26 protein-coding genes and 1 pseudogene are annotated in these 26,633 nt (G+C 36.5%); 17 read left to right on the forward strand and 10 right to left on the reverse strand.

Features of this window, described 5'->3' with window-relative positions; translation table 11 throughout:
• Window positions 1–213: 213 nt before the first annotated feature.
• On the reverse strand, window positions 214–1,692 hold the full coding sequence (gene ilvC / locus DKK79_RS09565; RefSeq protein WP_110423872.1) for a ketol-acid reductoisomerase: 1,479 nt from the start codon (window positions 1,690–1,692) through the stop codon (window positions 214–216).
• 176 nt (window positions 1,693–1,868) lie between these two features.
• Here ilvC and DKK79_RS09570 point away from each other — a divergent pair, with 176 nt between their 5' ends.
• Genes DKK79_RS09570 through fis form a run of 5 tightly spaced genes read left to right on the forward strand, consistent with a single transcriptional unit; the run spans window position 1,869 to window position 5,748 of the window.
• A complete protein-coding gene (locus DKK79_RS09570; RefSeq protein ID WP_110423873.1) occupies window positions 1,869–2,096 on the forward strand; it encodes a YhdT family protein in 228 nt (75 codons plus the stop codon).
• Window positions 2,097–2,107: 11 nt separating this feature from the next.
• Window positions 2,108–3,559, forward strand: coding sequence for a sodium/pantothenate symporter (gene panF, locus DKK79_RS09575; protein ID WP_110423874.1), 1,452 nt, complete (start codon window positions 2,108–2,110; stop codon window positions 3,557–3,559).
• The gene (prmA, locus tag DKK79_RS09580) at window positions 3,534–4,400 is read left to right on the forward strand and encodes a 50S ribosomal protein L11 methyltransferase (RefSeq protein ID WP_034883619.1); all 867 of its coding nucleotides are present in this window, start codon (window positions 3,534–3,536) and stop codon (window positions 4,398–4,400) included. The genes panF and prmA overlap by 26 nt, the downstream gene beginning before the upstream one ends.
• Before the next feature lie 36 nt (window positions 4,401–4,436).
• Entirely contained in the window at window positions 4,437–5,435 is a 999-nt protein-coding gene (gene dusB, locus DKK79_RS09585; protein ID WP_034883620.1) for a tRNA dihydrouridine synthase DusB, read from the forward strand.
• A 16-nt stretch (window positions 5,436–5,451) separates the two neighbouring features.
• Window positions 5,452–5,748, forward strand: coding sequence for a DNA-binding transcriptional regulator Fis (fis, locus tag DKK79_RS09590; RefSeq protein ID WP_034883623.1), 297 nt, complete (start codon window positions 5,452–5,454; stop codon window positions 5,746–5,748).
• Between the two features lie 90 nt (window positions 5,749–5,838).
• On the opposite strand, the gene DKK79_RS09595 is transcribed toward fis, so the two are convergent.
• The 4 genes and pseudogenes from DKK79_RS09595 to rbsD all read right to left on the reverse strand — a co-directional run bounded on the left by DKK79_RS09595 (window position 5,839) and on the right by rbsD (window position 8,874).
• Window positions 5,839–6,831, reverse strand: coding sequence for a substrate-binding domain-containing protein (locus tag DKK79_RS09595; RefSeq protein WP_110423875.1), 993 nt, complete (start codon window positions 6,829–6,831; stop codon window positions 5,839–5,841).
• Window positions 6,832–6,872: 41 nt separating this feature from the next.
• Complete coding sequence (gene rbsK, locus DKK79_RS09600; protein ID WP_110423876.1) at window positions 6,873–7,802, reverse strand: ribokinase; 930 nt, start codon at window positions 7,800–7,802, stop codon at window positions 6,873–6,875.
• 48 nt (window positions 7,803–7,850) lie between these two features.
• Window positions 7,851–8,156, reverse strand: a pseudogene (locus tag DKK79_RS14940) (substrate-binding domain-containing protein); the annotation flags it as partial.
• Window positions 8,157–8,454: 298 nt separating this feature from the next.
• Window positions 8,455–8,874 (reverse strand): D-ribose pyranase, encoded by a 420-nt coding sequence (gene rbsD, locus DKK79_RS09610; RefSeq protein ID WP_034883629.1) that lies wholly within the window; start codon window positions 8,872–8,874, stop codon window positions 8,455–8,457.
• A gap of 280 nt (window positions 8,875–9,154) precedes the next feature.
• On the opposite strand from rbsD, the gene DKK79_RS09615 reads away from it, so the two are divergent.
• Window positions 9,155–9,898, forward strand: coding sequence for a YebC/PmpR family DNA-binding transcriptional regulator (locus tag DKK79_RS09615; protein ID WP_034883630.1), 744 nt, complete (start codon window positions 9,155–9,157; stop codon window positions 9,896–9,898).
• Window positions 9,898–10,386 (forward strand): crossover junction endodeoxyribonuclease RuvC, encoded by a 489-nt coding sequence (ruvC, locus tag DKK79_RS09620; protein ID WP_034883631.1) that lies wholly within the window; start codon window positions 9,898–9,900, stop codon window positions 10,384–10,386. The genes DKK79_RS09615 and ruvC overlap by 1 nt, the downstream gene beginning before the upstream one ends.
• 197 nt (window positions 10,387–10,583) lie before the next feature.
• Here the strand turns inward: ruvC and DKK79_RS14725 are convergent, their stop codons facing one another.
• From DKK79_RS14725 to DKK79_RS09630, 3 genes are all read right to left on the reverse strand, one after another.
• Window positions 10,584–10,712 (reverse strand): hypothetical protein, encoded by a 129-nt coding sequence (locus DKK79_RS14725; RefSeq protein ID WP_258363443.1) that lies wholly within the window; start codon window positions 10,710–10,712, stop codon window positions 10,584–10,586.
• Window positions 10,713–10,858: 146 nt separating this feature from the next.
• A complete protein-coding gene (locus DKK79_RS09625; protein WP_034883633.1) occupies window positions 10,859–14,068 on the reverse strand; it encodes an efflux RND transporter permease subunit in 3,210 nt (1,069 codons plus the stop codon).
• Window positions 14,069–14,087: 19 nt separating this feature from the next.
• The gene (locus tag DKK79_RS09630) at window positions 14,088–15,281 is read right to left on the reverse strand and encodes an efflux RND transporter periplasmic adaptor subunit (RefSeq protein WP_110423877.1); all 1,194 of its coding nucleotides are present in this window, start codon (window positions 15,279–15,281) and stop codon (window positions 14,088–14,090) included.
• A 374-nt stretch (window positions 15,282–15,655) separates the two neighbouring features.
• Here DKK79_RS09630 and zipA point away from each other — a divergent pair, with 374 nt between their 5' ends.
• The 4 genes from zipA to DKK79_RS09650 all read left to right on the forward strand — a co-directional run bounded on the left by zipA (window position 15,656) and on the right by DKK79_RS09650 (window position 19,564).
• On the forward strand, window positions 15,656–16,555 hold the full coding sequence (zipA, locus tag DKK79_RS09635) for a cell division protein ZipA (RefSeq protein WP_375537979.1): 900 nt from the start codon (window positions 15,656–15,658) through the stop codon (window positions 16,553–16,555).
• Window positions 16,556–16,721: 166 nt separating this feature from the next.
• Window positions 16,722–18,782 carry an NAD-dependent DNA ligase LigA gene (ligA, locus tag DKK79_RS09640; protein WP_110423879.1) on the forward strand — a complete coding sequence of 687 codons (2,061 nt, stop codon included), beginning with the start codon at window positions 16,722–16,724 and terminating at the stop codon, window positions 18,780–18,782.
• Between the two features lie 68 nt (window positions 18,783–18,850).
• Complete coding sequence (luxS, locus tag DKK79_RS09645) at window positions 18,851–19,366, forward strand: S-ribosylhomocysteine lyase (RefSeq protein ID WP_110423880.1); 516 nt, start codon at window positions 18,851–18,853, stop codon at window positions 19,364–19,366.
• A gap of 9 nt (window positions 19,367–19,375) precedes the next feature.
• Complete coding sequence (locus DKK79_RS09650) at window positions 19,376–19,564, forward strand: 2-hydroxymuconate tautomerase (protein WP_034884944.1); 189 nt, start codon at window positions 19,376–19,378, stop codon at window positions 19,562–19,564.
• A gap of 76 nt (window positions 19,565–19,640) precedes the next feature.
• On the opposite strand, the gene ribA is transcribed toward DKK79_RS09650, so the two are convergent.
• Complete coding sequence (gene ribA / locus DKK79_RS09655; RefSeq protein WP_110423881.1) at window positions 19,641–20,246, reverse strand: GTP cyclohydrolase II; 606 nt, start codon at window positions 20,244–20,246, stop codon at window positions 19,641–19,643.
• 100 nt (window positions 20,247–20,346) lie between these two features.
• Between ribA and DKK79_RS09660 the strand changes: the two genes are divergently transcribed.
• From DKK79_RS09660 to DKK79_RS09685, 6 genes are all read left to right on the forward strand, one after another.
• A complete protein-coding gene (locus DKK79_RS09660) occupies window positions 20,347–21,066 on the forward strand; it encodes a phosphatase PAP2 family protein (RefSeq protein WP_110423882.1) in 720 nt (239 codons plus the stop codon).
• A gap of 76 nt (window positions 21,067–21,142) precedes the next feature.
• Window positions 21,143–21,448, forward strand: a complete 306-nt coding sequence (locus DKK79_RS09665) for a LapA family protein (RefSeq protein ID WP_110423883.1) — start codon at window positions 21,143–21,145, stop codon at window positions 21,446–21,448.
• Window positions 21,449–21,460: 12 nt separating this feature from the next.
• Complete coding sequence (gene lapB / locus DKK79_RS09670) at window positions 21,461–22,630, forward strand: lipopolysaccharide assembly protein LapB (RefSeq protein ID WP_110423884.1); 1,170 nt, start codon at window positions 21,461–21,463, stop codon at window positions 22,628–22,630.
• 21 nt (window positions 22,631–22,651) lie between these two features.
• On the forward strand, window positions 22,652–23,434 hold the full coding sequence (locus DKK79_RS09675) for a YchF/TatD family DNA exonuclease (protein ID WP_110423885.1): 783 nt from the start codon (window positions 22,652–22,654) through the stop codon (window positions 23,432–23,434).
• A complete protein-coding gene (locus tag DKK79_RS09680; RefSeq protein ID WP_110423886.1) occupies window positions 23,427–24,539 on the forward strand; it encodes a ribosomal protein uL16 3-hydroxylase in 1,113 nt (370 codons plus the stop codon). The genes DKK79_RS09675 and DKK79_RS09680 overlap by 8 nt, the downstream gene beginning before the upstream one ends.
• 288 nt (window positions 24,540–24,827) lie before the next feature.
• Window positions 24,828–26,051 carry an MFS transporter gene (locus DKK79_RS09685; protein WP_110423887.1) on the forward strand — a complete coding sequence of 408 codons (1,224 nt, stop codon included), beginning with the start codon at window positions 24,828–24,830 and terminating at the stop codon, window positions 26,049–26,051.
• A gap of 56 nt (window positions 26,052–26,107) precedes the next feature.
• Here DKK79_RS09685 and DKK79_RS09690 read toward each other — a convergent pair whose 3' ends face one another.
• The gene (locus DKK79_RS09690; RefSeq protein WP_110423888.1) at window positions 26,108–26,584 is read right to left on the reverse strand and encodes a hypothetical protein; all 477 of its coding nucleotides are present in this window, start codon (window positions 26,582–26,584) and stop codon (window positions 26,108–26,110) included.
• Between the last annotated feature and the right edge of the window lie 49 nt (window positions 26,585–26,633).

Below are 26,633 nucleotides of genomic sequence, written 5' to 3' on the forward strand. Positions count from 1 at the left end.
TGCTAATTAACCATTGAGATTAGGATTGGAATTATGATGAACTTAGCACTACTATGAAATGAGTGGAATGGTACAGATTCACCAACTATTTTTATTAATAAACCTCAATAATTCAGCAAAAATCACGATCACCAAAGAAATGAAGCCAAATGCAAGCCATTTTAAGTATAAAAAAAGGTGCCAATAAGCACCTTCTTCTAACTAAATACTCATTTAACTCGCAACATTAATCCGTTTCATATCCGTCATATAGCTACGAAGTTTACGACCAACGATCTCAATTGGGTGATGGCGAATAGCTTCATTTACATCACGTAATTGAGCATTATCCACGCTACCTTCAGGAATAGCTTTACCTAAATCACCAGCTTGTAACATTGGCATAAATTTCTCTTTTAATAACGGTACTGCGGCGTTGGCAAATAAATAGTTACCATATTCAGCTGTGTCAGAAATAACCACATTCATTTCATACAAACGTTTACGGGCAATGGTATTGGCAATAAGTGGTAATTCATGTAGTGATTCATAATAAGCTGATTCAGGTAGAATACCAGATTCAAGCATCGTTTCAAATGCAAGTTCCACACCTGCTTTAACCATAGCAACCATAACAACACCTTGATCAAAATAAGCTTGTTCGTCGATCTTACCTTGATATTCAGCTGCTTTTTCAAAGGCTGTTTCACCTGTCTCTTTACGCCATTTTAATAAGTTAACATCATCGTTAGCCCAATCTTTCATCATCGTTGAAGAGAATTCGCCAGAAATGATATCGTCCATATGTTTACGGTAAAGATCAGTCATGATCACTTTTAATTCTTTCGCTAAGGCATTCGCTCGTAATTTAGCCGGATTTGATAAGCGATCCATCATTAAGGTAATACCACCTTGTTTTAATGCTTCGGTGATCGTTTCCCAACCGAATTGTAATAACTTACATGCATATGCAGGATCAACACCATCTGCAACAAGTTTATCAAAACAAAGCAATGATCCTGTCTGTAACATACCACATAAGATCGTTTGTTCACCCATAAGATCCGATTTAACTTCAGCGACAAATGAAGATTGTAAGACCCCCGCTCTATGCCCCCCTGTAGCAGCTGCCCATGCTTTAGCAATGGCTAACCCTTCACCTTGCGGATCATTTTCAGGATGGACGGCGATCAAAGTTGGTACACCAAAGCCACGCTTATATTCTTCACGAACTTCAGTTCCCGGGCATTTTGGTGCAACCATAACAACTGTGATATCTGGTCGAATTTTTTCACCAACTTCAACAATATTAAAACCATGTGAATAACCTAGTGCCGCACCTTTTTTCATTAATGGTTGAACGGCTTGAACTACCGCTGAATGCTGTTTATCTGGCGTAAGATTGATAACTAAATCAGCGGTCGGAATCAACTCTTCATAAGTTCCTACTTTAAAGCCGTTTTCTGTTGCTTTTTTCCAAGATGCTCTTTTTTCTGCAATCGCTTCTTTACGTAATGCATAAGCAATATCTAAACCTGAATCTCGCATATTTAGACCTTGGTTAAGACCTTGAGCACCACAACCAACAATCACAATCTTTTTGCCTTTTAAAAAATTAGCTTCAGAAGCAAATTCATCACGTGCCATAAAACGGCATTGACCTAATTGTTCTAATTTTTCGCGTAAATTTAATGTATTGAAATAGTTAGACATCATTCTCTCCATGAGTTGAATTATTTATAATCAAGTTGTTAGCACTATATCGTAAAATCATAATTGCGGAAATTGATATATTTAAAATATTATATTGCATAAATTGCAATATACTTGCTAAGTTAAATACTTTCTTTTACTCTAAGCCACCCAATTTAATTAACCCTTTATTTAATATGGATAGACGTTACAAGCAGGCTAATAAAGAAGCAAAGCTTTCATTGTTACTCACTTTGATTTATTTTGCTGCATGGATAATCTGTGCTTATACCGTAAAAGATCAAATAGGCTTTATGGGCTTACCATTATGGTTTGAATTGTCATGTATAATGGGGCCATTAGGTTTTATCTTACTATGTTATATCGTGGTAAAAAAACAATTCAAAAACATACCACTTGAATAGGCAATTAAATCATGCAATTAGATATTATTCTTCCTCTTATTATTTATCTTATATTCGTGTTTGCGTTATCAATATACGCATATGCAAAGCGGAAAAAAGTAAATCAATTTACAGACTATTTTATTGGTAATCGCACCATGGGCGGTTTTTTATTGGCGATGACTTTAGCCGCGACTTATATTAGTGCCAGTTCATTTATTGGTGGACCCGGTGCCGCTTATAAATATGGCCTTGGTTGGGTGCTTCTATCAATGATTCAGGTTCCTACTGTATTACTTTCACTTGGTATTCTGGGAAAAAAATTCGCCATTTTAGCTCGTAAATACAATGCAATAACTCTAAGTGATATGCTCTATTCTCACTATAAAAGTAAGGTGATTGTATGGTTTGCGAGTATTGCGTTAATTACGGCTTTTATTGGTGCGATGACGGTACAATTTGTAGGGGGTGCCCGCTTATTGGAATCATCCGTCGGTATTCCCTATGACAATGGATTAGTTATTTTTGGCTTAGGCACCGTTATTTATACGGCTTTTGGTGGATTTAGAGCCAGTATTTTAAATGATGCCTTCCAAGGCTTAGTTATGATTATTGGGGCCATTCTACTTTTAGTTGCCATAATTTACGCTGGCGGGGGAATTACCAATATAATTGACCGTTTATATACTATCGATCCAGCTCTATTGACGCCACAAGGCCCTGACAACTTTATGGATTTTCCTTTTATGGCTTCATTCTGGGTTTTAGTCTGTTTTGGGGTTGTTGGTTTGCCGCATACAGCAGTTCGTTGCATGGCCTATAAAGACAGTAAAGCGGTACACCGAGGGATTATTATTGGTACCGCGGTGGTGACGATCATCATGTTAACTATGCATTTATCTGGTGCGCTTGGCCGCGCCATAGTCAGCGATTTAACTATTCCAGATCAAATTGTACCAACATTAATTATAAAAGTTATGCCGCCTTTAGCAGCAGGGATCTTTTTAGCTGCTCCGCTTGCCGCTATAATGTCAACGATAAATGCCCAATTACTGCAAGTATCATCAGTTATTATTAAAGATCTCTTCCTATCGATGAGACCAAATATTAAAATTAGTGATAAGCTGCTAACAAGATTATCAGTCACTATTACCTACTTCTTTGGTGGATTATTAATTTTAGCTGCATGGAAACCACCGGAAATGATCATCTGGCTTAACTTGCTAGCTTTCGGTGGGCTTGAAGCTGTATTTCTATGGCCATTGGTACTTGGATTATATTGGAAAAAAGCAAATTCTACCGGCGCCTTTTGCTCAATGTTGGCTGGCGCAACAAGCTATACTATTCTGGCTATTTATAACATTAAAATCTATGCGTTCCACCCAATCGTACCATCGTTACTGATCGGATTAGTTGTATTTATCATTGCCAATCAATTTGGCCAAACAGGAAAAAACTATGCCTTGGATTCAACTCAGAATTAACACTACTAATGATTTAGCTGAACAAATCAGCGAACAACTAGAAGAATCAGGTGCAGTATCGGTCACTTTTCAGGATACTTATGATAACCCTGTTTTTGAACCTCTACCTGGTGAAACCAAACTTTGGGGAAATACCGACGTTGTCGGGCTCTATGATGCACAAACCGATATTGCTGAATTACAGGCAATATTAAATCTTGATCAATATTCTTATAAAATAGAACAGTTAGAAGATAAAGACTGGGAAAGAGAATGGATGGATAACTTTCATCCAATGCTGTTCGGAAAAAGATTATGGATATGTCCTAGTTGGCGCGATATTCCAGATCCCAATGCCGTCAATGTGATGTTAGATCCAGGCCTAGCATTTGGTACCGGCACGCATCCTACTACAGCATTATGTCTAACTTGGTTAGATAGCTTAGATCTTAACAATAAGATTGTGATCGATTATGGTTGTGGTTCGGGTATTTTAGCCATTGCTGCACTAAAATTGGGGGCAGAGCGGGTCATTGGGATCGATATTGATCCTCAGGCGATCCAAGCAAGCCGTGACAACGCTGAACGTAATAATGTTAGTCAAAAAATTGAGTTATATTTAGCTCAAGATCTCCCTGATAATTTACAAGCTGATGTTGTTATCGCAAACATATTAGCAGGACCATTAAAAGAGCTTGCACCTCAAATTAGTAAACTGGTAAAAACTAATGGAAAATTAGGATTATCGGGTATTTTAGCTAATCAATCCCGAAGTGTATGCGAAGCGTATCAATCTCAGTTTGAACTCGATCCGGTTATTGAACAGGAAGAGTGGTGCCGAATAACGGGTAAAAAAAAGTAAAAATTTAACATTACCCCCTTTTAACTTCGAGAAAAAATGCGTAATATAGCCGGCCTTAATTCGCTTAACATTGGCAAAGTCACATTAAAAAACAATTTAATTGCTGCGCCGATGGCAGGTATAAGTGATAAACCATTTAGAAATTTATGTCATCGCTTTGGCGCAGGAATGACTGTTTCTGAAATGTTTTTAGCTAATTCTGATATATGGCATACCGATAAATCAACATTAAGAATGATTTCTAGTGATGATGTCGGTATTCGCGCGGTGCAAATCGTTGGTTCAGACCCTGATGAAATGGCTAGGGCTGCCGAGTTTAATGTTAAACATGGCGCTCAGTTAATTGATATTAATATGGGATGCCCTGCTAAAAAAGTGAATAAGAAATTAGCTGGTTCTGCATTAATGCAGTATCCAGATTTGATAAAAACTATTTTGCAAAAAGTTGTTGGCTCAGTAGATGTACCAGTAACACTAAAAACTCGGACTGGATGGAATAAAAATAATAGAAATTGCATTGAAATCGCACAAATTGCACAGGATTGTGGCGTAAAGGCTATTACTATTCATGGGCGCAGTCGTGCATGCTTATTCAATGGAGAAGTCGAATATGACACAATAAAAGCAGTGAAAGAAAAGGTAACTATTCCTGTCATTGCCAATGGTGATATTTGTACTCCTGAACAAGCAAAAGATGTTTTCAAATATACGCAAGCTGATGGTATAATGATCGGCCGAGCGGCACAGGGGCGACCTTGGATATTTGAAGAAATTGCATTCTATTTAGCACACGGACAGTTAAAAAAAAATAAGACAATTGATGAAGTAGAACAAATAGTGTTAACTCACCTTGAAGATCTTTATCAATTTTATGGAGAATACAAAGGATTACGGATTGCCAGAAAGCATGTAAATTGGTATACCAAGAATTATGCTGATAGTGATCAATTCAGGCGCTTATTTAGTGTACTTAGCAATACAAGTGAGCAAGTAAAAACACTAAAAGCATTTTTTAGTCAAATTAGAAACAAATAAAAGAGTTAAAAATACTATGTCAGAACAACGCGTTACAGCTGCAGCACTTAAATTTACAACTGTAAACTCTCAAGACCAAATAACACAAAAACCTTTGCGAGACTCAGTAAAGCAAGCTTTAAAAAACTATTTATCACAATTAAATGGTGAAGATCCTACTGATCTATACGAATTAGTGTTAGCTGAAGTTGAACACCCATTCCTTGATATGGTTATGCAATATACTCGTGGCAATCAAACCCGAGCAGCAAATATGCTTGGTATCAACCGTGGTACTTTACGCAAAAAATTAAAACAATATGGAATGAGTTAGTCTAAATCTAAAACCATATTATAGAATTATTTAAAAGCGTTTTCTTGAGAGGACGCTTTTTTTGTTCTTAATATATCAATCAGACGTTATTTAAGCTGAAAAACGTTTAATTAATGTAGGAATTAAAGTCAATATTTGTCGCGACTCTTGAGGATTTTGAATACGATTTAGTAAAGTTTCAACTGCTAACTGGCCTAATTCTTCTTTCGGTTGATGGATAGTTGTCAAAGAGGGAGTCATGTATTGTGCAATCTCAATATCATCATAACCAATAATAGCCATATCCTTACCTATTTCAAGACCATTTCGATATAGAGTTTGGTAAGCACCAATTGCCATGGCATCATTAAAACAAAATACCGCTTCCGGTGGAATTGGTAAATCTAGTAATTGCTGCATCGCAATCACACCGGATGAAAAGTGAAAATCCCCTTGTGCTTCATAACCGTCATGTTTGGTTATATTAGCGGCTTGTAGAGCATTTCTAAAGCCTTTTAAACGCAATTGAGATTGGGTATTATTCAATGGCCCAGTAATACAAGCGATCTTCTTATAATTTTGTTCAATGAGATAATTGGTCGCCAAAGTAGCACCATATAAAGAATTATCCTTTATCATGTCATAGGGAGCACTAAATGGTATTCGGTCCACCATAACTATGGGAAGTTTAGGATATTTAGTAAATATCTGTTGTGGGATTGGTTGAGTTTCAGTACACATTGTTAGTAAACCATCAACCCGTTTTTGTAATAAATGTTCAATATTAGCTAACATTCGTTGATGGTCACCTTCGGTATGACATAATATCAAATTATAACCTAGCTTATAACAACATCGCTCAACGCCCTGCACTACTTCTGAGAAGAAGGGGTTATTGCTTGTTGTTACTACCATACCGATAGTAAATGTTTTATTACTCTTTAAACTTCGAGCAATGGCTGAAGGCGTATAATTTAGTTGTTTGATTGCCAATTCAACTTTTTTGCGAATAGTTGGACTAACATACCGGTCATTATTAATGACATGAGAGACAGTTGAAGTCGATACTTTCGCAAAATTTGCGACATCCTTTATAGTTGCCAAGTCGAAACTACCTATTTACTTTGTTGTTATTTACATTGTAGTTATGTACATTGTTGTTCAAGAAACTCTTCTACTTCATTTCGAAACGGTACTGCTGTTTGAGCGCCCGGTTTCGTGACTGATAATGCACCAGCTGCATGAGCATACTTAACCGCTTGTTCTAAGGTTTTACCTTCTAATAACGCGGTAACTAACATACCATTGAAGGTATCACCGGCACCAATAGTATCAATTACTTGGACTTTAAATCCAGCAATAATTGCCCTTCGTTGTGCAGAGCTTACCCAGGCGCCTTTACTGCCTAAAGTAATAATAACCGTTTCGATACCTTTTTTATGTAAAATCATCGCCGCTTGCTCGGCATCTTGCTCCGTTAAGACTTTAATACCAGTTAAGTATTCAGCTTCCGTTTCATTAGGAGTAATAATATCAATGTGTTTAAGTAAATCATCTGATAATTTTTGCGCTGGAGCTGGATTTAAAATGACTTGAGTCTGATGTTGTTTAGCTAACTTTGCTGCTTGTTCAATTGTTGCCAACGGTGTTTCCAGTTGCATTAAAATGGCATCAGCATTGATAATATCGTCTTTATATTTAAGTAAATATTCTGTAGTAACTTGTGCATTAGCACCAGCATGGATAGCAATTTGATTTTCACCTTGAGCATTAACTAAAATCAAAGCTACCCCAGTATTTTGCCCTTCAATACAAGCTACTGAGCAAGTATTAATATTATCGTTGTTAAGCTGCTGTTTAATTTTGTTACCTAGTTCATCATTTCCGACAGCAGCAATGAACTGAATATTGGCACCCAATCGACCTGCTGCAACAGCTTGATTGGCTCCTTTACCACCAAAAGAAATTTTATAGTTGGATCCTGATAATGTTTCACCCGGTTTCGGAAACTTAGGAACATTTAAAATATGATCAACATTAACACTACCTAAAACAATCAATTTTTTGCGTTTCATTTATCTAATTCCTAATTAAATAGAACGTTTAGCGCGTCCTAAGCTAATCTATTTACTAATTAATTTTAACTTCACGGGAATACTCGGACTGATTTTTTCACCTTTTATAACTTTATCAGCGATTTCGCCCCCAATTGCATCAATTTTATCAGGTTGTTGTGCCCCAGTTGCAGCTAATTTACCGCGTTCTACAGATTTGATGCCATCATCGGTATCATCGAATCCAACGACCAAAATGTCAGTTCGATCAGTGGTTTGAATCGCTCACATTGCACCCTATGCCATTTAATCATTTTCCGCAAAAACAGCTTGAACAGAAGGATAAACCGTCAATAAATTTTGCATAACATTCACACTGTCACCAATAAGGTGGTTAACCTGTAACGTGATATTTCTTTTTTGTATATCGATGTGCCGATATTGTTCGTCAGCTTGCGACCCATCATCTCAATTAAACTATCTTCATCCAATTGCGTAATCTTCTTTTTACTCACAAATTGACCATCACGTAATTAGGTGACTGCATTGCAAATTTGAAAGATCTCTTTTATTTGCGCCTGAAAGCGCTTTAACGCAGGGAGAAGATTTAGATATATCAGTAATCTAAAATAAAATATCACTCGTAAAACTCCCATTATTTTAATTGCTTTTTTTAAAATATTACCCCCGACTGTAAAATAATATTTGCGTAGGGTGAACATTCACCAGTTCTAATAACCGCTTTGCATTCAGCGGTTTGATGTTTTAACATTTCGTGAGTGACATATTCGATATCAATTATATTTTGTTGTGATTCTTCAATTTGTTTAATCTGCGCTAATATTTTTTTATTTATCTCTGGATTATGTTTAAAAATCTCTTCTGCCAAGAGAATCTTTTCAATTTGCATAGATTCAGTTACAGATTCCAAAACTTGCATAAATGATGGCACGCCAAAAGTCAGAGCTAGATCTATTCTTTCAACATTTTCAGGAATAGGTAAACCAGCATCACCAATGGCAATTTGATCGGCATGTCCCATTTTGGCTAAAGTTTGAACTATTACTGAATTGAACAACTTACTTTTATACATAATGCAATCCTAAGAATAATAATGAAATTGTTTATCGAAACGTTTCGATGATGGCATAATTTAACGAAGATAAAGGCATAGTGAATTAAAAATAAATGAGTTGCAATGGATAAAATATCAACATGTGATCCGGATCAACATAATTATTCATTATTAAAATTACATCAAGAAATATAAAACATAGTTACTAGCAACCTAATGGAAAATAGATTGATAATGAACTTTTGCTAAAAGTTTGCTAAAATAGATTGATTTTAAATTATTTAATCTGGAGAATTTTATGGCAGGTCATAGTAAATGGGCCAATACCAAACATCGCAAAGCAGCTCAAGATGCTAAGCGCGGTAAAATCTTTACCAAAATTATTCGCGAACTTGTAACCGCAGCTAAACTTGGTGGTGGCGATCCAGCGTCTAACCCTCGTCTACGGGCTGCAATGGACAAAGCTTTATCTAACAACATGACTCGAGATACCATGAATAGAGCGATTGCTCGTGGTGTTGGTGGTGAAGATGATACTAATATGGAAACTATCATCTATGAAGGTTATGGACCCGCCGGTACTGCGGTAATGGTTGAGTGCTTAAGTGATAATCGTAACCGCACGGTATCAGAAGTGCGTCACGCGTTTACCAAAACTGGTGGCAACCTAGGTACTGATGGCTCAGTTTCTTACTTATTCACCAAAAAAGGCGTGATCTCATATCCTACTGGAACTGATGAAGACCAAGTTATGGATGCCGCACTTGAAGCTGGTGCTGATGATGTTGTAACTTATGATGATGGTGCAATTGATGTGTTTACAACACCAGAATCATTTGGTGAAGTTAAAGATGCCCTCGATGCGGCAGGTTTAGTCGCTGAATCAGCTGAAGTGTCAATGATTCCGGCAACTAAGGTTGATTTGGATATTGACTCTGCACCAAAACTATTACGTCTTATCGATATGCTTGAAGATTGTGATGATGTTCAAGAAGTCTATCATAACGGAGAAGTTTCAGACGAAGTTGCAGCTGCACTCTAATGACTATCATTCTGGGTATTGACCCAGGCTCTCGTTTGACGGGTTACGGCGTAATTCGTCAAACCGGAAGACAATTAACTTATCTTGGCAGTGGTTGTATCCGCACCGCCGTCGATGATTTACCAACGCGTTTAAAACGTGTTTATGCTGGCGTTAGCGAAATTATCCTACAATTTCAACCAGATATGTTTGCTATTGAACAAGTGTTTATGGCACGCAATGCTGATTCGGCTTTAAAATTAGGTCAAGCACGCGGTTCAGCTATCGTAGCCGCGGTTAATAATGATTTACCGGTTTTTGAATATGCAGCCCGCTTAGTTAAGCAAAGTGTAGTTGGCACTGGAGCAGCTGACAAAAAACAAGTTCAACACATGGTTAAGCTACTACTTAAACTACCTGCAAGTCCTCAGGCTGATGCGGCTGATGCACTGGCTATAGCAATTACACATGCGCATATGAGCCAACAATTAATCAAATCGCATCGATAAATACTGACTTAATTAAAAAATACCTCTATAAAAGCTTATTTATTTACTCCATTTTTTTCATCAAGTTAAAACGTTATCAAATAAAAGCTCTGACTTATTATCAATAAAACCAGCAATTAAAATTTACATAAAAAAAGCACCGATACTCTTGGTACTTTTAATTCATATCATTTAATCGTAGTTTAACTATATATCGATTAGTTTCCTGTTTTACCAGTATAATTAGTCGGTAGTACTACTTTATTCTTATGTACAGTAAACAATTTAGTAACAAATAAGAAGAATAATGGAACATAGAATATTGCTAAGAATGTTGCCGTTAACATACCATCGATTTCCCCTATTACTACCTCATTTCAAAGAAATGAATTATTATCATTAAAACCTGTAATTAAAATTTACATAAAAAAAGCACCAATACTCTTGGTGCTTTTAATTCATATCATTTAATCGGTAGTTTACTATTCATCGATTAGTTTTCTGTTTTACCTGTATAATTGGTCGGTAGTACTACTTTATTCTTATGTTTAGTAAATAACTTAGTAACAAACAAGAAGAATAATGGAACATAGAATATTGCTAAGAATGTTGCCGTTAACATACCGCCGATTACCCCTGTTCCTACCGCATTCTGACTTACAGAACCGGCACCACTACTTGTCGCTAGTGGGTATACACCAAGAATAAAGGCAAATGATGTCATTAAAATTGGACGTAAACGTAGACGACAAGCTTCTAATGTTGCATCAATTAATGATTTACCTTCTTTTTCTAGTGCATCTTTAGCAAATTCTACGATCAGAATAGCATTCTTAGCCGATAACCCCATCGTGGTTAATAGACCAACGATAAAGTAAATATCGTTATCAAGACCTCTAAACATTGTCGCATATACAGTACCAATAATACCTAATGGGATCACGAACAAGATCGAGATAGGTACAGTCCAACTTTCATATAGAGCAGCCAATGACAAGAAAACTACAATCAGTGAAATAATATAAAGGGTTGTTGTTTGTGACCCAGTTTGACGTTCTTGGTAAGAAATATCGGTCCAGTCAAAAGAGAAACCTTTAGGTAAATTTTTAGATAATTCTTCCATTATTGCCATAGCTTGACCAGAACTCATACCCGGCGCAGCTGAACCACTGATACCCATCGCTGCTACACCATCGTAACGAACCAATGATGGTGAACCGTAACTTTTCGTTGTGGTAGCAAACGCATCATAAGGAACCATCTCACCTTTTTGATTTTTTACATGCCAGAAACTAAAGTCATCAGGTAACATTCGATAAGCCGCATCAGATTGTAAATAGACTTTTTTAACACGGTTGTTATACACAAAGTCATCAATATAGGCAGAACCTAATGCAGTTGAAAGTACAGTATTAACACTACTTACAGCAACACCAAGCGCTTGAGCGGTTTCGAAATCCACATTAATTTTATATTGTGGTACATCTAACATACTACCTGGGCGAACTTGTTGTAAGTTTGGATTTTGTGCAGCTTGTCCCAACAGTTGGAAAAATGCCCCCATCAAAGCATCATGTCCAAGACCTGCGGTATCTTTTAACATGTAAGAGAAACCATTAGCCATACCTAGTGACGGTACTGCTGGTACATTAGTAATAATGACGCGGCCTTCAGTTATCGTTGATGCAAATCCAAAACCACTACCCACCAAAGCATCCACTTTTTGATCTGGACGTTTACGCTCATCCCAATCTTTTAATCGGATAAAGCCAAGCCCCATGTTTTGACCACGACCAACCATACTGAAACCAGCAACAGTAAAGATCTCCTTCACTGAATCAGCTTTCTCATTCATATAAAATTGAGAGGTTTTGTTCAAAACACTCATGGTTTGTTCTAATGTCGATCCGGGTGGTAACTCAACCATTACAATTAATACACCCTGATCTTCATTTGGTAAGAAACCAGTTGGTAAACGATTAAAGCCAAAGATTAAGCAAACAACAATCAAACCATAGCAAACAAATGAAATAAGTGGATAACGAATAAATTTAATCACACCTTTTTCATAGGCATGCAAGCTTTTGTTATATAAATTATTGAACTTATTAAAGAACCATTTAGTCCCAATTGAAAGCCAACTAAATGGTGGTACACTTTCTAATTTTTCACCAATTGTGGTTTTCTTAATTTTACTTTTAGATGGTGCTTTTAAGATTTGCGCACAAAGTGCTGGCGTTAACACAATTGCCATCAGCACAGATAAAGCCATCGATGTTACAATTGTGATTGAAAATTGACGATAGATTCCCCCTGCTGCACCACCATAGAATGCCATTGGCACAAATACCGCGGAAAGCACCACAGCTATACCAACTAACGCCGAGGTGATCTGCTCCATCGACTTAACTGTCGCATCATACGGGGATAATCCTTCATCATGCATAATACGTTCAACGTTCTCAATTACCACGATGGCATCATCGACCAGAAGACCGATAGCCAGTACCATAGCAAACATCGATAACGTATTAATGGTAAATCCACAGATATATAAAACCGCAAACGTACCTAACAATACTACTGGTACCGTAATAGTTGGAATAAGTGTAGAACGTAGATTTTGTAAAAAGACATACATAACGATAACAACCAAAATGATTGCTTCAATTAAAGTATGTACCACGTTATTAATCGATAATTTAACAAACGGTGTTGTATCATAAGGATAGGCAAATTTAATATCTTCAGGGAAAATCTGAGATAACTCTTGAATTTTTTGGTCAACTTTTGCTGATGTATCTAGTTGGTTGGCACCAGTTGCTAAATAAATACCTAAACCTGCTGATGGTTTACCATCATAGCGTGAAAGAAAGTTATAATCAGCAGCCCCAATTTCAACATTAGCCACATCTTTTAATAAAATATTGGAACCATTAGTATTAACCCGCAGCAAAATATTTTGAAATTGTTCCGGTGTTTTTAAACGTGATTGAGCTGTGATGGTTGCATTAAGCTCTTGCCCCTCTGTTGCCGGTAAAGCACCAAGTTGCCCTGCAGTAACCTGCGCATTTTGTGCTTGAATAGCGCCAATAATCTCTTCGATAGATAGATTAAAGTAGTTAAGTTTATTAGGATCTAACCAAATACGCATTGCATATTCAGAACCAAATAACTGGGTATCACCTACCCCTTGAACACGACGGATCTGATCTTGCACCGTTGAATAAATAAAATCAGCAATATCCGCTTGCGTTTTTTGTGGGTTAGTAGAATAGAAACCAATAACCTTTAAGAAGTTAGTATTATTTTTAGCTACCGACACACCATTTTTTTGCACACTTTCAGGTAGACGCGATTTAATACTTTCTACTTTATTTAATACTTGTACTTGAGCAAAATCAGGGCTTGTACCCGGAGCAAAAGTCAATGTTGTTTGTACCACACCCTGAGCACTACTGGTTGACTTCATATAAATTAAATTATCTAAACCAGTTAAATTTTGCTCAATTAATTGCGTAACAGTATTTTCAATGGTTTGCGCATCAGCACCTGGGTAAACAGCAGAAACGGTAACAGCAGGTGGTGCTATGTCAGGATACTGTTCTACGGCGAGTAGCTTAATACATAAAGCCCCTCCCAGCATCATCATGATAGCAATTACCCATGCAAAAACAGGTCTATCAATAAAGAACTTAGCCATAATTAAACCTACCCCTGTTTTATTTCGCGCTGCTTTTGATGATATTGTCTAATTGCTCTTGAGAAAGAGTAGCTGGTTTATCAACCGCTTGTGCCTTCATTGGTTGCCCCCTTTCTACTGCAGTTAAATTAAGTAAACCTGTAGTAATCACTTGTTCACCAATATCAATACCACTGGTAACAACCCAATAACCACTGATGCCAGTATAAACTTTAATATCTTGGCGATATTCAACTGTACCATCTGAATTTAAAATTTTAGCTGTATATTGACCTTTTTGGTTACTAGTAATGCCTTGTTGAGGAACTAACACCGCATTTTTAATCGTACCTAATGTCAATTGAGGTTTTACGAACATGCCTGGTAAGATTTTACCTTCGCTATTCGAAAATTGAGAACGTAATGTCACAGTACCAGTAGTTTCATTAACAGTCATATCTGAAAATTTAATACTACCAGGTAACGCATATTTTGAACCATCATTAAAAAATAGTTCAACATTATCACCTTTAGCAGGTTCGTAAATAATGTTTTCATCTTGAAGATATTTATTATAGCGAGTAGCCGCTTCGGTCATATCTACATAAATTGGATCAAGTTTTTGTACTAAAGCTAGTGGTGTAGCTTGTCCTGCTGATACCAATGCCCCTTCTGTCACACTTGATTTACCAATATAACCATCAATTGGCGAATATACTTTAGTATAGTCCAAGTTAACTTTAGCCGCATGTTCTGCTGCTTGAGCAACTAAGACACTTGCTTCTGCTTGTTTCGCATCAGCCGCCGCTTTATCATATTCTTGTTGGCTAATGGATTTTGTATTTAATAGACCTGCATAACGTTTTAAGGTAAGTTGTGCAATATTAGCATTAGCTTTAGCGCTAGCAACACTAGCCACCGCACTATCATAGTTAGCTTGATAAATGGCAGGATCAATTTGGTAAAGTGATTGACCTGCTTTAACGTTCGAGCTTTCTTCAAATTCACGGTTTAATACAATCCCACTAACTTGTGGTCTTATTTCAGCTATTTGTGAGGCAATAACCCGTCCAGGTAGATTTATTTTAAGTGTATAATTTAAAGGTTGAACTTTAAAAACAGTTACCTTCGGTAATTGGCCACTACCATCTTGGGACTGATTATCACAGCTTGTTAACAACAATAGACCAGTTAATGCCATTGGCAGCGTAAGTAATAGCTTATTAAATCTCATATAAAAAAGACCTCGGTAACTTAATAATTATTTTTTTAATAAAAAACAATGAATATTATTCTAAAGTGATCGGAGATTTTACAAAAAATATGCATAGATTGTAAGTATCTTAACGCCTTAATAGCACAGAGTTCTAAAAAATTGTTAACTTATCGATGATAAAACAAGAATAATAAAAAAATTAGATTGAAAATTATGATTATTCGCAGAAATAAAGTAATATATGTGCAGTAATTGTTAGTGCTGTAATTAATAAGTACGGATTTAACTTGTGTAAAAAGTAAAAAATTTTACTGTGGTATTTTTTTAACTTTTTTTTTCAGTTATATTATTGAATAATTTAAATCTATATTTAATTTAATTCTGAGATGGGTATTATGGATAATTTACGTACTGTTTTAATTGTTGTTGCGTCCTTGGTCATTATTGCATTATTGATTCATGGGCTCTGGATCAATAAAAAGGAACGTTCTTCTTTATTTAAGTCAGGCAAAAAAGATAAATTTACACCAAATACTCAGCAATTTGAAGACATCTACAGCGATGAAGATGAAGACGATGTGATTTTGCTTCCACCTAGAAGTAAAACCAATCAGTCTGCTACTAATGATCCTAATGAGAAAGTAGTCGCTATAGAAGAAGAGCAAATACCTCGCCAAGAAGATTTGTTTTCAAATGACGACGATGATGCAACTAACGAGCCTAATATTAGTTTTCAACTGAATATTTTATCTGATGAGATTGTAACCCCAAAAAACGAGACTAACGTTAGCGAAGCTTCCAAATCAACTCAATCACACTCAGATAAACAAAGCGAAAAACAAGAAAAATTAAATAAAGAAGATAATGAAGAGCAGGAGACTGAAATTATTATCTTAAACGTAACTGGCATAAACAACAAATCATTACAAGGTGATGTACTATTAGCTAGCATCATGCAATCAGGATTTCAATTTGGCGATATGCGGATTTTCCACCGCCATGTTGACCCAGCCGGTAATGGTCCTGTATTGTTTAGCTTAGCCAATATGGTTACCCCTGGTTACCTAGATCCTGAAACCATGCACGAATTTACCACACCGGGGGTGTCAATATTTATGGTTGCGCCAACTCATGGTAATAATCAACAAAATTTTAAACTTATGTTACAAACTGCACAACGTATAGCTGACGATGTCAACGGCGTAGTACTTGATGATGAACATCACATGATGACACCACAAAAAATCAATAGCTATAAAGAACGTATTAAAAAAGTTTGTAACGAAATTTAATCCTGATAGCTCATTTTTTAAACCATTCCGCTAATTAAAGTTAGTGGAATAGCAAGCTTATATTCTTTTACAAACAATTTTAACAACATCTATTGTACTAAATCTAGTTACGTACTAGTTTATTGCTAATTCTAAAACTTACGTTTTAATTAAAGAGTTAAAAATCATGCCAAATACACATTTAGCAAACCAATCTGAATCTCAACAAAATGTAGTAGAACAAATCACTACTTTACGCAATCTGATAAGACATCATGAATATTGTTATTATGTGCTTGATGCACCAGAAATCCCCGATGTGGAATATGATAAGTTAATAAAACAACTACAAAGCTTAGAACAAGATCATCCTGAACTCATTACATCAGACTCACCAACACAACGTGTGGGTGGTGCACCATTGTCGCAATTTGCTTCAGTCAAACATGAATTACCGATGTTATCACTCGATAATGTTTTTGATGAATTGAGTTTTAACACTTTCAATAAAAGAGTCAAAGATCGCTTACACCTTAGTGACAGCCAATCGGTTGATTACTGCTGCGAGTTAAAACTTGATGGCTTGGCAGTAAGTTTATTATATGAAAATGGACGATTTATTCGAGCTGCAACGCGTGGCGATGGTACCACTGGTGAAGATATTACCTCGAACGTGAGAACTATAAAAACTATCCCACTGGTATTACAAGGTGAGAATATCCCTACTCGATTAGAAGTTCGTGGTGAAGTCTTTATGACACATAAAGGTTTTGCCAAATTAAATGCTGAAGCAGAAAAACGTAACGAAAAAACTTTCGCTAACCCGCGTAATGCTGCTGCCGGCTCATTAAGACAATTAGATCCTAAAATTACCGCTAAAAGACCTCTCTCTTTCTTCTGTTATGGCGTGGGTATTAATGAAGGCACAACGTTACCAGATAACCACTATGACCGTTTAATGCAATTTAAAGCTTGGGGCTTACCGGTGAGTAACAAAGTGCAAATTCGCCAAGGTGCTTTAGAAGCAATTGCCTATTTTAATGAAATTGGTGAGCAACGAATGTCTCTCGATTTTGATATCGATGGCGTGGTCATCAAAGTCAACAGTATTGCTCAACAAGAAGAACTGGGTTTCGTTGCCCGAGCACCTCGTTGGGCCACTGCATTTAAATTTCCCGCACAAGAAGAGGTAACCAAGCTTAACAAAGTTGACTTTCAGGTCGGGCGAACAGGAGCCATCACGCCAGTAGCAAGATTAGAGCCGGTTTCTGTAGCCGGCGTGATCGTTAGCAATGCAACATTACATAACAGTGATGAAATTGTCCGCTTAGGTATTCGTGAAGGTGATTATGTAACCGTGCGCCGAGCCGGCGATGTAATTCCGCAAATTGTCGCGGTCATTCAAGATCGTCGGCCTGCCGACAGCAAAGAAATCATCTTCCCAACTCATTGCCCAATCTGTGGTTCTCTTATTGTTCGAGATGAAGGCGAAGCGATCTCCCGTTGTGCAGGTGGATTGATTTGTCCGGCACAGCGTAAAGAAGCCTTAAAACACTTTGTATCTCGCCGGGCAATGAATGTTGATGGTTTAGGTGATAAACTAATTGAGCAGCTAGTTGATAAAGATTATGTCAAAACACCAGCTGACCTTTATAATCTCACTTTACCAATGCTATGCTCATTAGATAAAGTTGGGGAAAAATTAGCTAATAATTTAATTAATGCTTTACAACAATCAAAAAGCACTAGTTTAAACCGCTTTATTTTTGCGCTTGGGATACCGAATGTTGGCGAAGTTACTGCCGAAAATCTAGTTAATCAATTAGGCAGTTTACCTGCCATCGAAAACGCCTCATTAGAACAGCTTCAAACTGTAAATGATGTTGGTGAAGTAATTGCTGAAAGTATTGTCGACTTCTTTCAAGAACCGCATAATCGCGACGTCATTGAGCAACTAACCAGTGCAGAAATCGGTATACACTGGCCAGATGTCGAAATACAACCGTTAACGATAGACTCGCCATTCTCTGGTAAAACCGTAGTATTAACCGGAACATTATCACAATTAACCCGTGATGATGCAAAAGATAAATTAAAAAAACTTGGTGCAAAAGTCACTGGTAGCGTTTCTAAAAAAACTGACTTAGTGATAGCCGGTGAATCAGCAGGTTCAAAGCTAACCAAAGCAGAAGAACTCGGAATAAAAGTCATTGATGAACAAGAAATGATAGACTTATTAAATCAATGAATAAAAAATAGTGGAATAAATCAAGCTAACTAATCAAAATAGCTTGATCACAAACTAAGGAGAATATTATGCCTTTATTAGACAGTTTCAAAGTCGATCATACTAAAATGAAAGCCCCATTTGTGCGAATAGCTAAAACCATGGCAACCCCAAAAGGTGATGACATTACCGTGTTTGATCTTCGCTTTACCATCCCGAATAAAGCTCTTTTACCTGAAAAAGGAATTCATACATTAGAACACCTATTTGCAGGCTTTATGCGTGACCACTTGAACAGTGACAAAGTTGAAATTATTGATATTTCACCGATGGGATGCCGCACCGGTTTCTATATGAGCTTAATTGGTAAACCTAACGAATCATTAGTCGTTGATGCTTGGTTAAAATCAATGCATGATGTACTAAATGTAACATCACAATCAGAAATTCCTGAATTAAATGAATACCAATGCGGAACCTACACCATGCACTCATTAGACGAAGCCAAAGCCATCGCCGAAAAAATTATCCAATCCGGTATTGGCATTTGTCATAATCAAGACATTGCATTAACGGATGAACAACTTGCCACCATTAATCACTAGGAGATATTTATGCCAAATGTAGTTATCGACTTCTTAGAAGGACGTACCATTGAACAAAAACGTGAAATGGCTAAACGAGTAACCGCAGCAATTGTCGAAACACTTAACTGCAAGCCAGAAGCGGTACAAATTATCATGCACGAAGTCTCTAAAGATCAAATTGCCAATGGTGGTGTGCTTCGTTGCGATAAAGATTAATTAAATAAACATATAAAAACCAACCTCAATATTAACTATTGAGGTTGAATAATTTAAATCGTGCCAATCAAAAAAACTAGTGATTACCAGAATGCAAATGCAATAAATGCCCTAATTTATTTGCTTTAGTTGCTAAATAGTGCTCATTATTGGCATTCTCACCGACTTCTAAAGGAACGCGCTCCATAACTTTAATACCTGCTTGCTCAAGTACTTTTATCTTTTCAGGGTTATTAGTTAATAAACGAATTTGCGAAACCCCTAGTAACGTCAACATATCAGCACATAAAGTAAAATCACGCTCATCAGGAGCAAAACCTAGTTGTTCATTGGCTTCAACTGTATCTAAACCTTGATCTTGAAGGGCATAAGCTCTGATCTTATTTAATAATCCAATATTACGTCCTTCTTGACGATGATAAATTAAAATCCCTTTTCCTTCTTTGGCTATTTGCTTTAATGCGGCTTCTAATTGGAAACCACAATCACAACGCAAACTAAATAACGCATCACCAGTTAAACATTCTGAATGTACACGGGTCAAAATTGATGTTTGATCATTGACATCTCCAAACACTAATGCCACATGATCCTTACCTGTTGCAATTTCTTCAAAACCAACAATAGTAAAACATCCCCATGGTGTTGGCAGTTTGGCTTGTGCAACACGTTTTAATTGCATTATTATCTCCAAATTTAGTAATAACGAGGAAGATTTTATAAAAATAAATCGTGCTTCCATGTTAAAATAAGTCAAATTTTACGCTTAATTGAGTTTCTAAATGGGGTTAGTAATAAAAAAAACAATAGCGGTATTAATAATATTCCTAATTATACCGTTATCTGTAACAGCCGTAAATTGGCAGTGGCAGCCGACATCAATAAATAGTACATCTGAATATTTTTTTTGGTTAACCGAAACAGCTAGCTTTCCTTGGGCAATCATCACATCAGGTTTGTTGTTTGTATTATTTTGTTTACTATTAGCCAATAAAACAAAAAAAACAATCTCATTATTATTGTTAATTTTAGTCAGTGCAATGTTAGGAGGACAGATTATTAAAAGCCTTATCAAACAACAAACAGCTGAATCAAGACCATACGTTTTATGGCTGGCTAAAGAATATCATTTTAATGATAAACAATTTTATTGCCAAACAAGAGCTGAACGAAAAGCCACTATTGAACAATTACTTGCTAATTCAAACACTATTCCAACTTGGTTGGCTCACCATTGGCAAAACGAAACGGGTTACGCTTTTCCTTCTGGACATACATTATTTGCAACCACTTGGGCTTTTTTAGCAATAGCATTATTTGGCTTTAAACGACATTTGATTATTACTGTAACTATGGTTATTTGGTCGTTATTTATTGAAACCAGTAGATTATTACTAGGTATGCACACAGCCTATGATTTAATACTTGGAATAGTGCTAGCGTGGGGAATTTCATTAATCTGCTGTTTTTATGCTAAAAAATGGCATATAGTAGTCAGATAATTTTATAAACGATGAGTTTTATAAAAAAAGTTTTTGGTTAGCAAGACATTTTGAATAAAATAATAAGGTTTAAATTATGAAATTAGTCATATCAATTTTTTTGATAGTTCTCTTATTAGCCATATCGATGACAATAGGCTCAGCTAATAATCAAATAGTTACATTTAACTATTTAATTGCTAAAACCGAGGTTAAATTGTCGGTATTACTTGCTATTTTATTTGGTTCAGGCTTTTTAGTTGGTTGGGTATTAACCGGAATTTATTTTTTAAAGTCAAAATTCAAACACTCTTCAACTAAACGAAAACTAGATAAATTACAAAAAAAATATGATGAAGATATCGCTAATCATCAAAAAACAAATTTAACCAATACCAATTAAAAATAGGTAATTATGTTTGAATTGTTATTTCTGTTACTCCCGATAGCAGCCGCATATGGTTGGTACATGGGAGATAGAAATGCCAAACAAAAATATTTAAATCAATCGAACCGACTATCTCGGGAATATGTAGATGGTCTGAATTTTCTTTTGTCTAACCAAAAAGATAAAGCTGTTGATCTATTCCTTGATATGCTTAAAGAAGATGACGGTACACTAGAAGCGCATTTAACTCTAGGCAATCTGTTCCGTTCACGCGGTGAAGTTGACCGCGCAATACGTATTCACCAAGCATTAATGGAAAGTCCATCATTGACCTTTGAACAACGACTTTTAGCCATTCAACAACTTGGCAGAGATTACATGTCTGCAGGATTTTATGACCGTGCAGAAGAGATGTTTTTACAGTTAATCGACGAAGAAGACTTTCAACAATATGCCTTACAACAGCTGATAATCATCTATCAATCAACCAGTGAATGGAACAATGCGATTAATGCTGCGACCAGATTGGTCAAACTTGGCAAAGTTAACTATAAAATTGAGATTGCCCAATTTTATTGTGAACTTGCTGTCATTGCTATTAGCAATAATGATTTAGATCAAGCTTATAATTTATTAAAAAAATCTGCAGCTGCTGATAGTAACTGTGCTCGAACATCGCTAATGCTGGGACGAGTACTTATGTCACAAGATAAATGTGAACAAGCAATTGAATGTTTTGAAAAAATATTAAACCAAGACAAAGCCTTTATTGGTGAAGCATTACCACTGTTAAAAGCCTGTTATGCAAAACTCAACCAGCCACAACGATTTAAGCAATTCCTCGAAATTTGTGTCCAACAAGACACCGGAAATGTTGCCGAACTGATGCTTGCCGATATGGTTGAAAAAGATAACGGACTTGATGCGGCGCAATATTATCTTTATCGTGAATTACTAAAACACCCTAATTTAAAAGGGTTTTATCGCTTAATGGATTACCATGTTGCCGATGCCGAACAGGGAAAAGCCAAAGAAAGTTTATTATTACTTCGCAATATGGTTGGTGAACAGATAAAATCTGTTCCCAATTACCGTTGCCAAAAATGCGGATTTACGGTTAATACCCTCTACTGGTTATGTCCGGGTTGTCGCTCATGGTCAACCATAAAACCAGTTCGAGATTTCGAACATCATTGAAATAATTAAAAAGAGTTAAACATGTTTCTAATTGATTCACACTGTCATTTAAACAGTTTGGACTATACGAATAAAACGCTTGATAGCGTTCTACAACAAGCACTACACAACGATGTAAAGCATTGTCTTAGTGTTGCCACTACATTGTCAGATTATGAGTCGATGAAAACAATGCTAACACCATATAAAAAACAGTGCTCATTTTCTTGTGGGATCCATCCACTTAATTTGGATGATGAACCTTATGATGCCAACCGTTTTGTTCGCCTTGCTCAAGAAGACAATGTTGTAGCGCTTGGTGAAACCGGTCTTGATTATTATTATCAACAAGACAACATTGAGTTACAACAAGCCAACTTTATCGAACATATAAAATTAGGCAAACAATTAAAAAAACCGATCATTGTTCACACCCGAAACGCCAAAGAAGATACACTTAAACTTTTAAAAGAAGAGCAGGCTTATTCCGGCGTATTACATTGCTTTACGGAAGACATTGATACGGCCAAAGCATTATTAGATATCGGTTTTTATATTTCATTTTCAGGCATTATCACCTTCAAAAATGCGGAATCTTTACGTGAAGTAGCCAGATATGTCCCTTTAGATCGTATGCTGATTGAAACTGACTCGCCTTATTTAGCGCCAGTCCCTTATCGAGGAAAAGAAAACCAACCAGCTTATGTTCGCGAAGTGGCCAACTACTTAGCCACATTAAAAGGCGTATCTTTGGATACCATTGCACAACATACTACAACCAACTTTTGTCAATTATTTAATTTACAAGGGGCATTTAATGAGTAACAAATTAACCATCGATTGGGATGATTTTTTAACCAATTATTGGCAAAAAAAACCTGTCATTTTACGCGACGCTTTTAGCAATTTTATCGACCCTATCTCCCCTGAAGAACTGGCAGGTCTTGCTATGGAAGAAGAAATTGAAAGCCGAATCGTCACCAACAAAAATGGGGTATGGGATGCTAACTACGGACCCTTTATTGATTACAACCATCTAGGTGAGGAAAATTGGAGCCTTCTTGTACAAGCTGTTGACCATTGGCATGAACAAGCGGCAACATTAGTGGAACCATTTAAATGTATCCCTCAATGGCAATTTGAAGACCTTATGATCTCCTACGCTACTCAGGGTGCCGGCGTTGGGCCACATATTGATAATTATGATGTTTTTATTATCCAAGGCAAAGGTTGTCGTCGATGGCAAGTTGGCGATCGTAATCCTAATTACAAACAGTTTAGTGCCCACAAAGCGCTACTGCATGTAGAAGATTATCAGCCAATTATTGATGAGGAAATCACCGCTGGTGATATTTTATATATTCCAATCGGCTTCCCGCATAATGGGGTATCAATTGGTGAATCGCTTAGTTATTCTGTTGGTTTTAGAACCCAAACATCACAAGAACTGCTTAGTGGCTTTGCTGATTATGTGATTGATAACTTACCCAATGGCATCTTCTATCAAGATCCTGACTTAAAGTTACCTAACGACCCGTATCGAATCCAACCATACGAACTTGAAAAACTAAAAGGGCAAATGATCGACCTCATTAAAAACCCTGCCTTATTCAATGATTGGTTTGGTAAACATATCACCATGCCGATGCATGAACTCAACATCATCCCTGTCGATCCTGCTTATGACTTAGATGAATTTGAAGAAATTTTGCAGTCCGGAGCTGAACTATATCGTGTGCCAAGCATACGTATTGTAAAAATAGACGACACAGCATACATCAATGGTAATAAAATACCATTACCAATGGAAACCATCGATCTTTTATGCGAATCGGAAGTACTTTACTACGAACAATTGCAAGATCAACAAACCCTAAACGTCATGCTAGAATTCGTTAATCTGGGCTATTGGTATTTTGACGAAGAATAACATTTTACACCAAGACTATTGAGTAAAAATTCGAGGGTAAATTGTCACGATATGGCAGAATTATCGGTTAATTTGTCTCAAAAATGAGATATTTAACAAGATTAACCGAATAATTTTGCCAAATCGACAAAAAATCAAATAAAACTTACCAATTTTGCCTTTTCATTTGGATTTTTCTCACTTTTAAGTATATACTTGCCCCCGCTCTAAACTCCCCCTTAATTTAACAATATGAAGAAAGTTGTTAAATAAGAAAAGCTGATCCACTTTAAATGACTTGAGGTAAACATGAACATTGACGTGACCAAGCAAAATGAACTAACCACTCCCTACCAAAAACGTACCTTATTTGCATCAACGGTAGGTTATGCATTAGATGGCTTAGATATGATGATTTTAGGTGTCTGTTTCAGTCTAATTGCCACCAGTTTTAACCTAACCAAAGCCGATCTTGGCACTTTAACTTCAGTCACATTGTTAGGTGCAGTATTAGGTGGAATATTTTTTGGTATCCTTGCCGATAAATATGGGCGAGTTAGAGTATTTTCATGGACAATTTTAATCTTCTCATTATTCACGGGTTTTTGTGCTATTTCACCCAATTATGAATGCTTCCTTATCTTTCGTTTTCTAAGTGGACTTGGCCTTGGTGGTGAATTTGGTATCGGCATGACGTTAGTATCGGAAAGCTGGCCTAAACATAAACGATCACGAGCAACCTCAATTGTGGCACTCGGCTTCCAAGTTGGTATTATCCTTGCGGCATTAACGGTTAATTTTATTGGCGAAGTACACGGATGGCGTTGGGCGTTTGCCATGGGCGTATTACCCGCGTTATTTGTGGCATGGACACGTAAAGGACTGAAAGAACCGGAAATTTGGCAGAATCTAAAAGACCAAAATCAAAATAACATCGCTATTAGCAAACTCTTTAAAAATCCTAGAATCACTGCAACCACTATCGGCCTAACCATTGCCTGTGCAGTACAGAATTTTGGCTTTTATGGCATAATGGTTTGGATGCCAAATATGATTGCCTCTGAATATCATCTACCTTTTAAAAATACCATGTTTTGGACTATCTCAACCACTATTGGCATGTCATTAGGAATCTTGATTTTTGGTTGGTTATGTGACAAATTCGGCCGCCGTCCTTCTTACATCGTATTTTTATTAGTCTCAGCGGTTTCAATATGGTTCTATTTCCAACAAAAAGAGGTCGCTATTTTAATTTTATTTGGCTCAGTAATTGGCTTCTTTGTTAATGGTATGATGGGTGGATATGGCGCATTATTGGCTGAACACTACACCACCGATGCACGCTCAAGCGCTGAAAATATCATCTTTAACGTTGGTCGTGGAATTGCTGGTATATCTCAAGTGTTGATTGCTTATTTAGCAACCATCTACTCCATCAGCTATGCATTAGCATTACTATCAGGAGCATACCTACTATCCGCAGCAGCCTTTATATTCTTAATTCCAGAAACTAAAGGCAAAGCACTAGAATAACTATAAAAAAACAGGGCTAATTGCCCTGTTTCATTTTTTAATTTGTCACAGATTAATTATTCATTACAATCAGATGGTTTTAATGGAATACTAAAAATCATCTCTTCTCCAATATAATAACTGTGGACCGCACCGGCTGGAAAAGCAACTTTGAATCTATCCAATAAATCATTATTTTTTAAACAATATAATTGTTTAAGCGCATTTCCAGTCATCTGTTTACTTACATCAACATCCATCTCATCCTTAGAGACATCCATCACATATTTATAGATAATAGCATCTCCCTCTTTATGAATATCAACCACAGTGGAAGTTGCATCAACTTTTTTCGGCAATTGGCTTTTAACTTCATTGATAAACATATCTTGAGTTTTACTCAAATCTGGTCGGCTAGTGGCTGTAGCATCTGAAGCTTGAGTAGCCTGAGAAGAGGATGTTGAAGACTCAGTTTCTGTTTTACCTTTTGAATTATCACAGCCAAATAAAGCTGCACCCATTAATACTAACGTTGAAATTTTTAACCCTTTCATACTAATCCCTTTTCATAAAATTTATTAACAAGCCAATTAACTTAAAAAC

The organism is Gilliamella apicola, from assembly GCF_003202915.1.
In the GTDB taxonomy this organism is placed as follows: domain Bacteria; phylum Pseudomonadota; class Gammaproteobacteria; order Enterobacterales; family Orbaceae; genus Gilliamella; species Gilliamella apicola_Q.

What these genes read in the sequence shown, in the direction of transcription:
- ruvC (WP_034883631.1), top strand. Translation starts at nt 9,898, where the DNA reads ATGACTATCATTCTGGGTATTGACCCAGGCTCTCGTTTGACGGGTTAC.
- prmA (WP_034883619.1), top strand. Translation starts at nt 3,534, where the DNA reads ATGCCTTGGATTCAACTCAGAATTAACACTACTAATGATTTAGCTGAA.
- DKK79_RS09665 (WP_110423883.1), top strand. Translation starts at nt 21,143, where the DNA reads ATGAAATTAGTCATATCAATTTTTTTGATAGTTCTCTTATTAGCCATA.
- DKK79_RS09650 (WP_034884944.1), top strand. Translation starts at nt 19,376, where the DNA reads ATGCCAAATGTAGTTATCGACTTCTTAGAAGGACGTACCATTGAACAA.
- ribA (WP_110423881.1), bottom strand. Translation starts at nt 20,246, where the DNA reads ATGCAATTAAAACGTGTTGCACAAGCCAAACTGCCAACACCATGGGGA.
- DKK79_RS09675 (WP_110423885.1), top strand. Translation starts at nt 22,652, where the DNA reads ATGTTTCTAATTGATTCACACTGTCATTTAAACAGTTTGGACTATACG.
- rbsK (WP_110423876.1), bottom strand. Translation starts at nt 7,802, where the DNA reads ATGAAACGCAAAAAATTGATTGTTTTAGGTAGTGTTAATGTTGATCAT.
- DKK79_RS09685 (WP_110423887.1), top strand. Translation starts at nt 24,828, where the DNA reads ATGAACATTGACGTGACCAAGCAAAATGAACTAACCACTCCCTACCAA.
- DKK79_RS14725 (WP_258363443.1), bottom strand. Translation starts at nt 10,712, where the DNA reads ATGTTAACGGCAACATTCTTAGCAATATTCTATGTTCCATTATTCTTC.
- DKK79_RS09615 (WP_034883630.1), top strand. Translation starts at nt 9,155, where the DNA reads ATGGCAGGTCATAGTAAATGGGCCAATACCAAACATCGCAAAGCAGCT.
- lapB (WP_110423884.1), top strand. Translation starts at nt 21,461, where the DNA reads ATGTTTGAATTGTTATTTCTGTTACTCCCGATAGCAGCCGCATATGGT.
- rbsD (WP_034883629.1), bottom strand. Translation starts at nt 8,874, where the DNA reads ATGTATAAAAGTAAGTTGTTCAATTCAGTAATAGTTCAAACTTTAGCC.
- DKK79_RS09680 (WP_110423886.1), top strand. Translation starts at nt 23,427, where the DNA reads ATGAGTAACAAATTAACCATCGATTGGGATGATTTTTTAACCAATTAT.
- DKK79_RS09630 (WP_110423877.1), bottom strand. Translation starts at nt 15,281, where the DNA reads ATGAGATTTAATAAGCTATTACTTACGCTGCCAATGGCATTAACTGGT.
- DKK79_RS09660 (WP_110423882.1), top strand. Translation starts at nt 20,347, where the DNA reads ATGGGGTTAGTAATAAAAAAAACAATAGCGGTATTAATAATATTCCTA.
- DKK79_RS09625 (WP_034883633.1), bottom strand. Translation starts at nt 14,068, where the DNA reads ATGGCTAAGTTCTTTATTGATAGACCTGTTTTTGCATGGGTAATTGCT.
- panF (WP_110423874.1), top strand. Translation starts at nt 2,108, where the DNA reads ATGCAATTAGATATTATTCTTCCTCTTATTATTTATCTTATATTCGTG.
- DKK79_RS09690 (WP_110423888.1), bottom strand. Translation starts at nt 26,584, where the DNA reads ATGAAAGGGTTAAAAATTTCAACGTTAGTATTAATGGGTGCAGCTTTA.
- ligA (WP_110423879.1), top strand. Translation starts at nt 16,722, where the DNA reads ATGCCAAATACACATTTAGCAAACCAATCTGAATCTCAACAAAATGTA.
- fis (WP_034883623.1), top strand. Translation starts at nt 5,452, where the DNA reads ATGTCAGAACAACGCGTTACAGCTGCAGCACTTAAATTTACAACTGTA.
- DKK79_RS09570 (WP_110423873.1), top strand. Translation starts at nt 1,869, where the DNA reads ATGGATAGACGTTACAAGCAGGCTAATAAAGAAGCAAAGCTTTCATTG.
- dusB (WP_034883620.1), top strand. Translation starts at nt 4,437, where the DNA reads ATGCGTAATATAGCCGGCCTTAATTCGCTTAACATTGGCAAAGTCACA.
- ilvC (WP_110423872.1), bottom strand. Translation starts at nt 1,692, where the DNA reads ATGTCTAACTATTTCAATACATTAAATTTACGCGAAAAATTAGAACAA.
- luxS (WP_110423880.1), top strand. Translation starts at nt 18,851, where the DNA reads ATGCCTTTATTAGACAGTTTCAAAGTCGATCATACTAAAATGAAAGCC.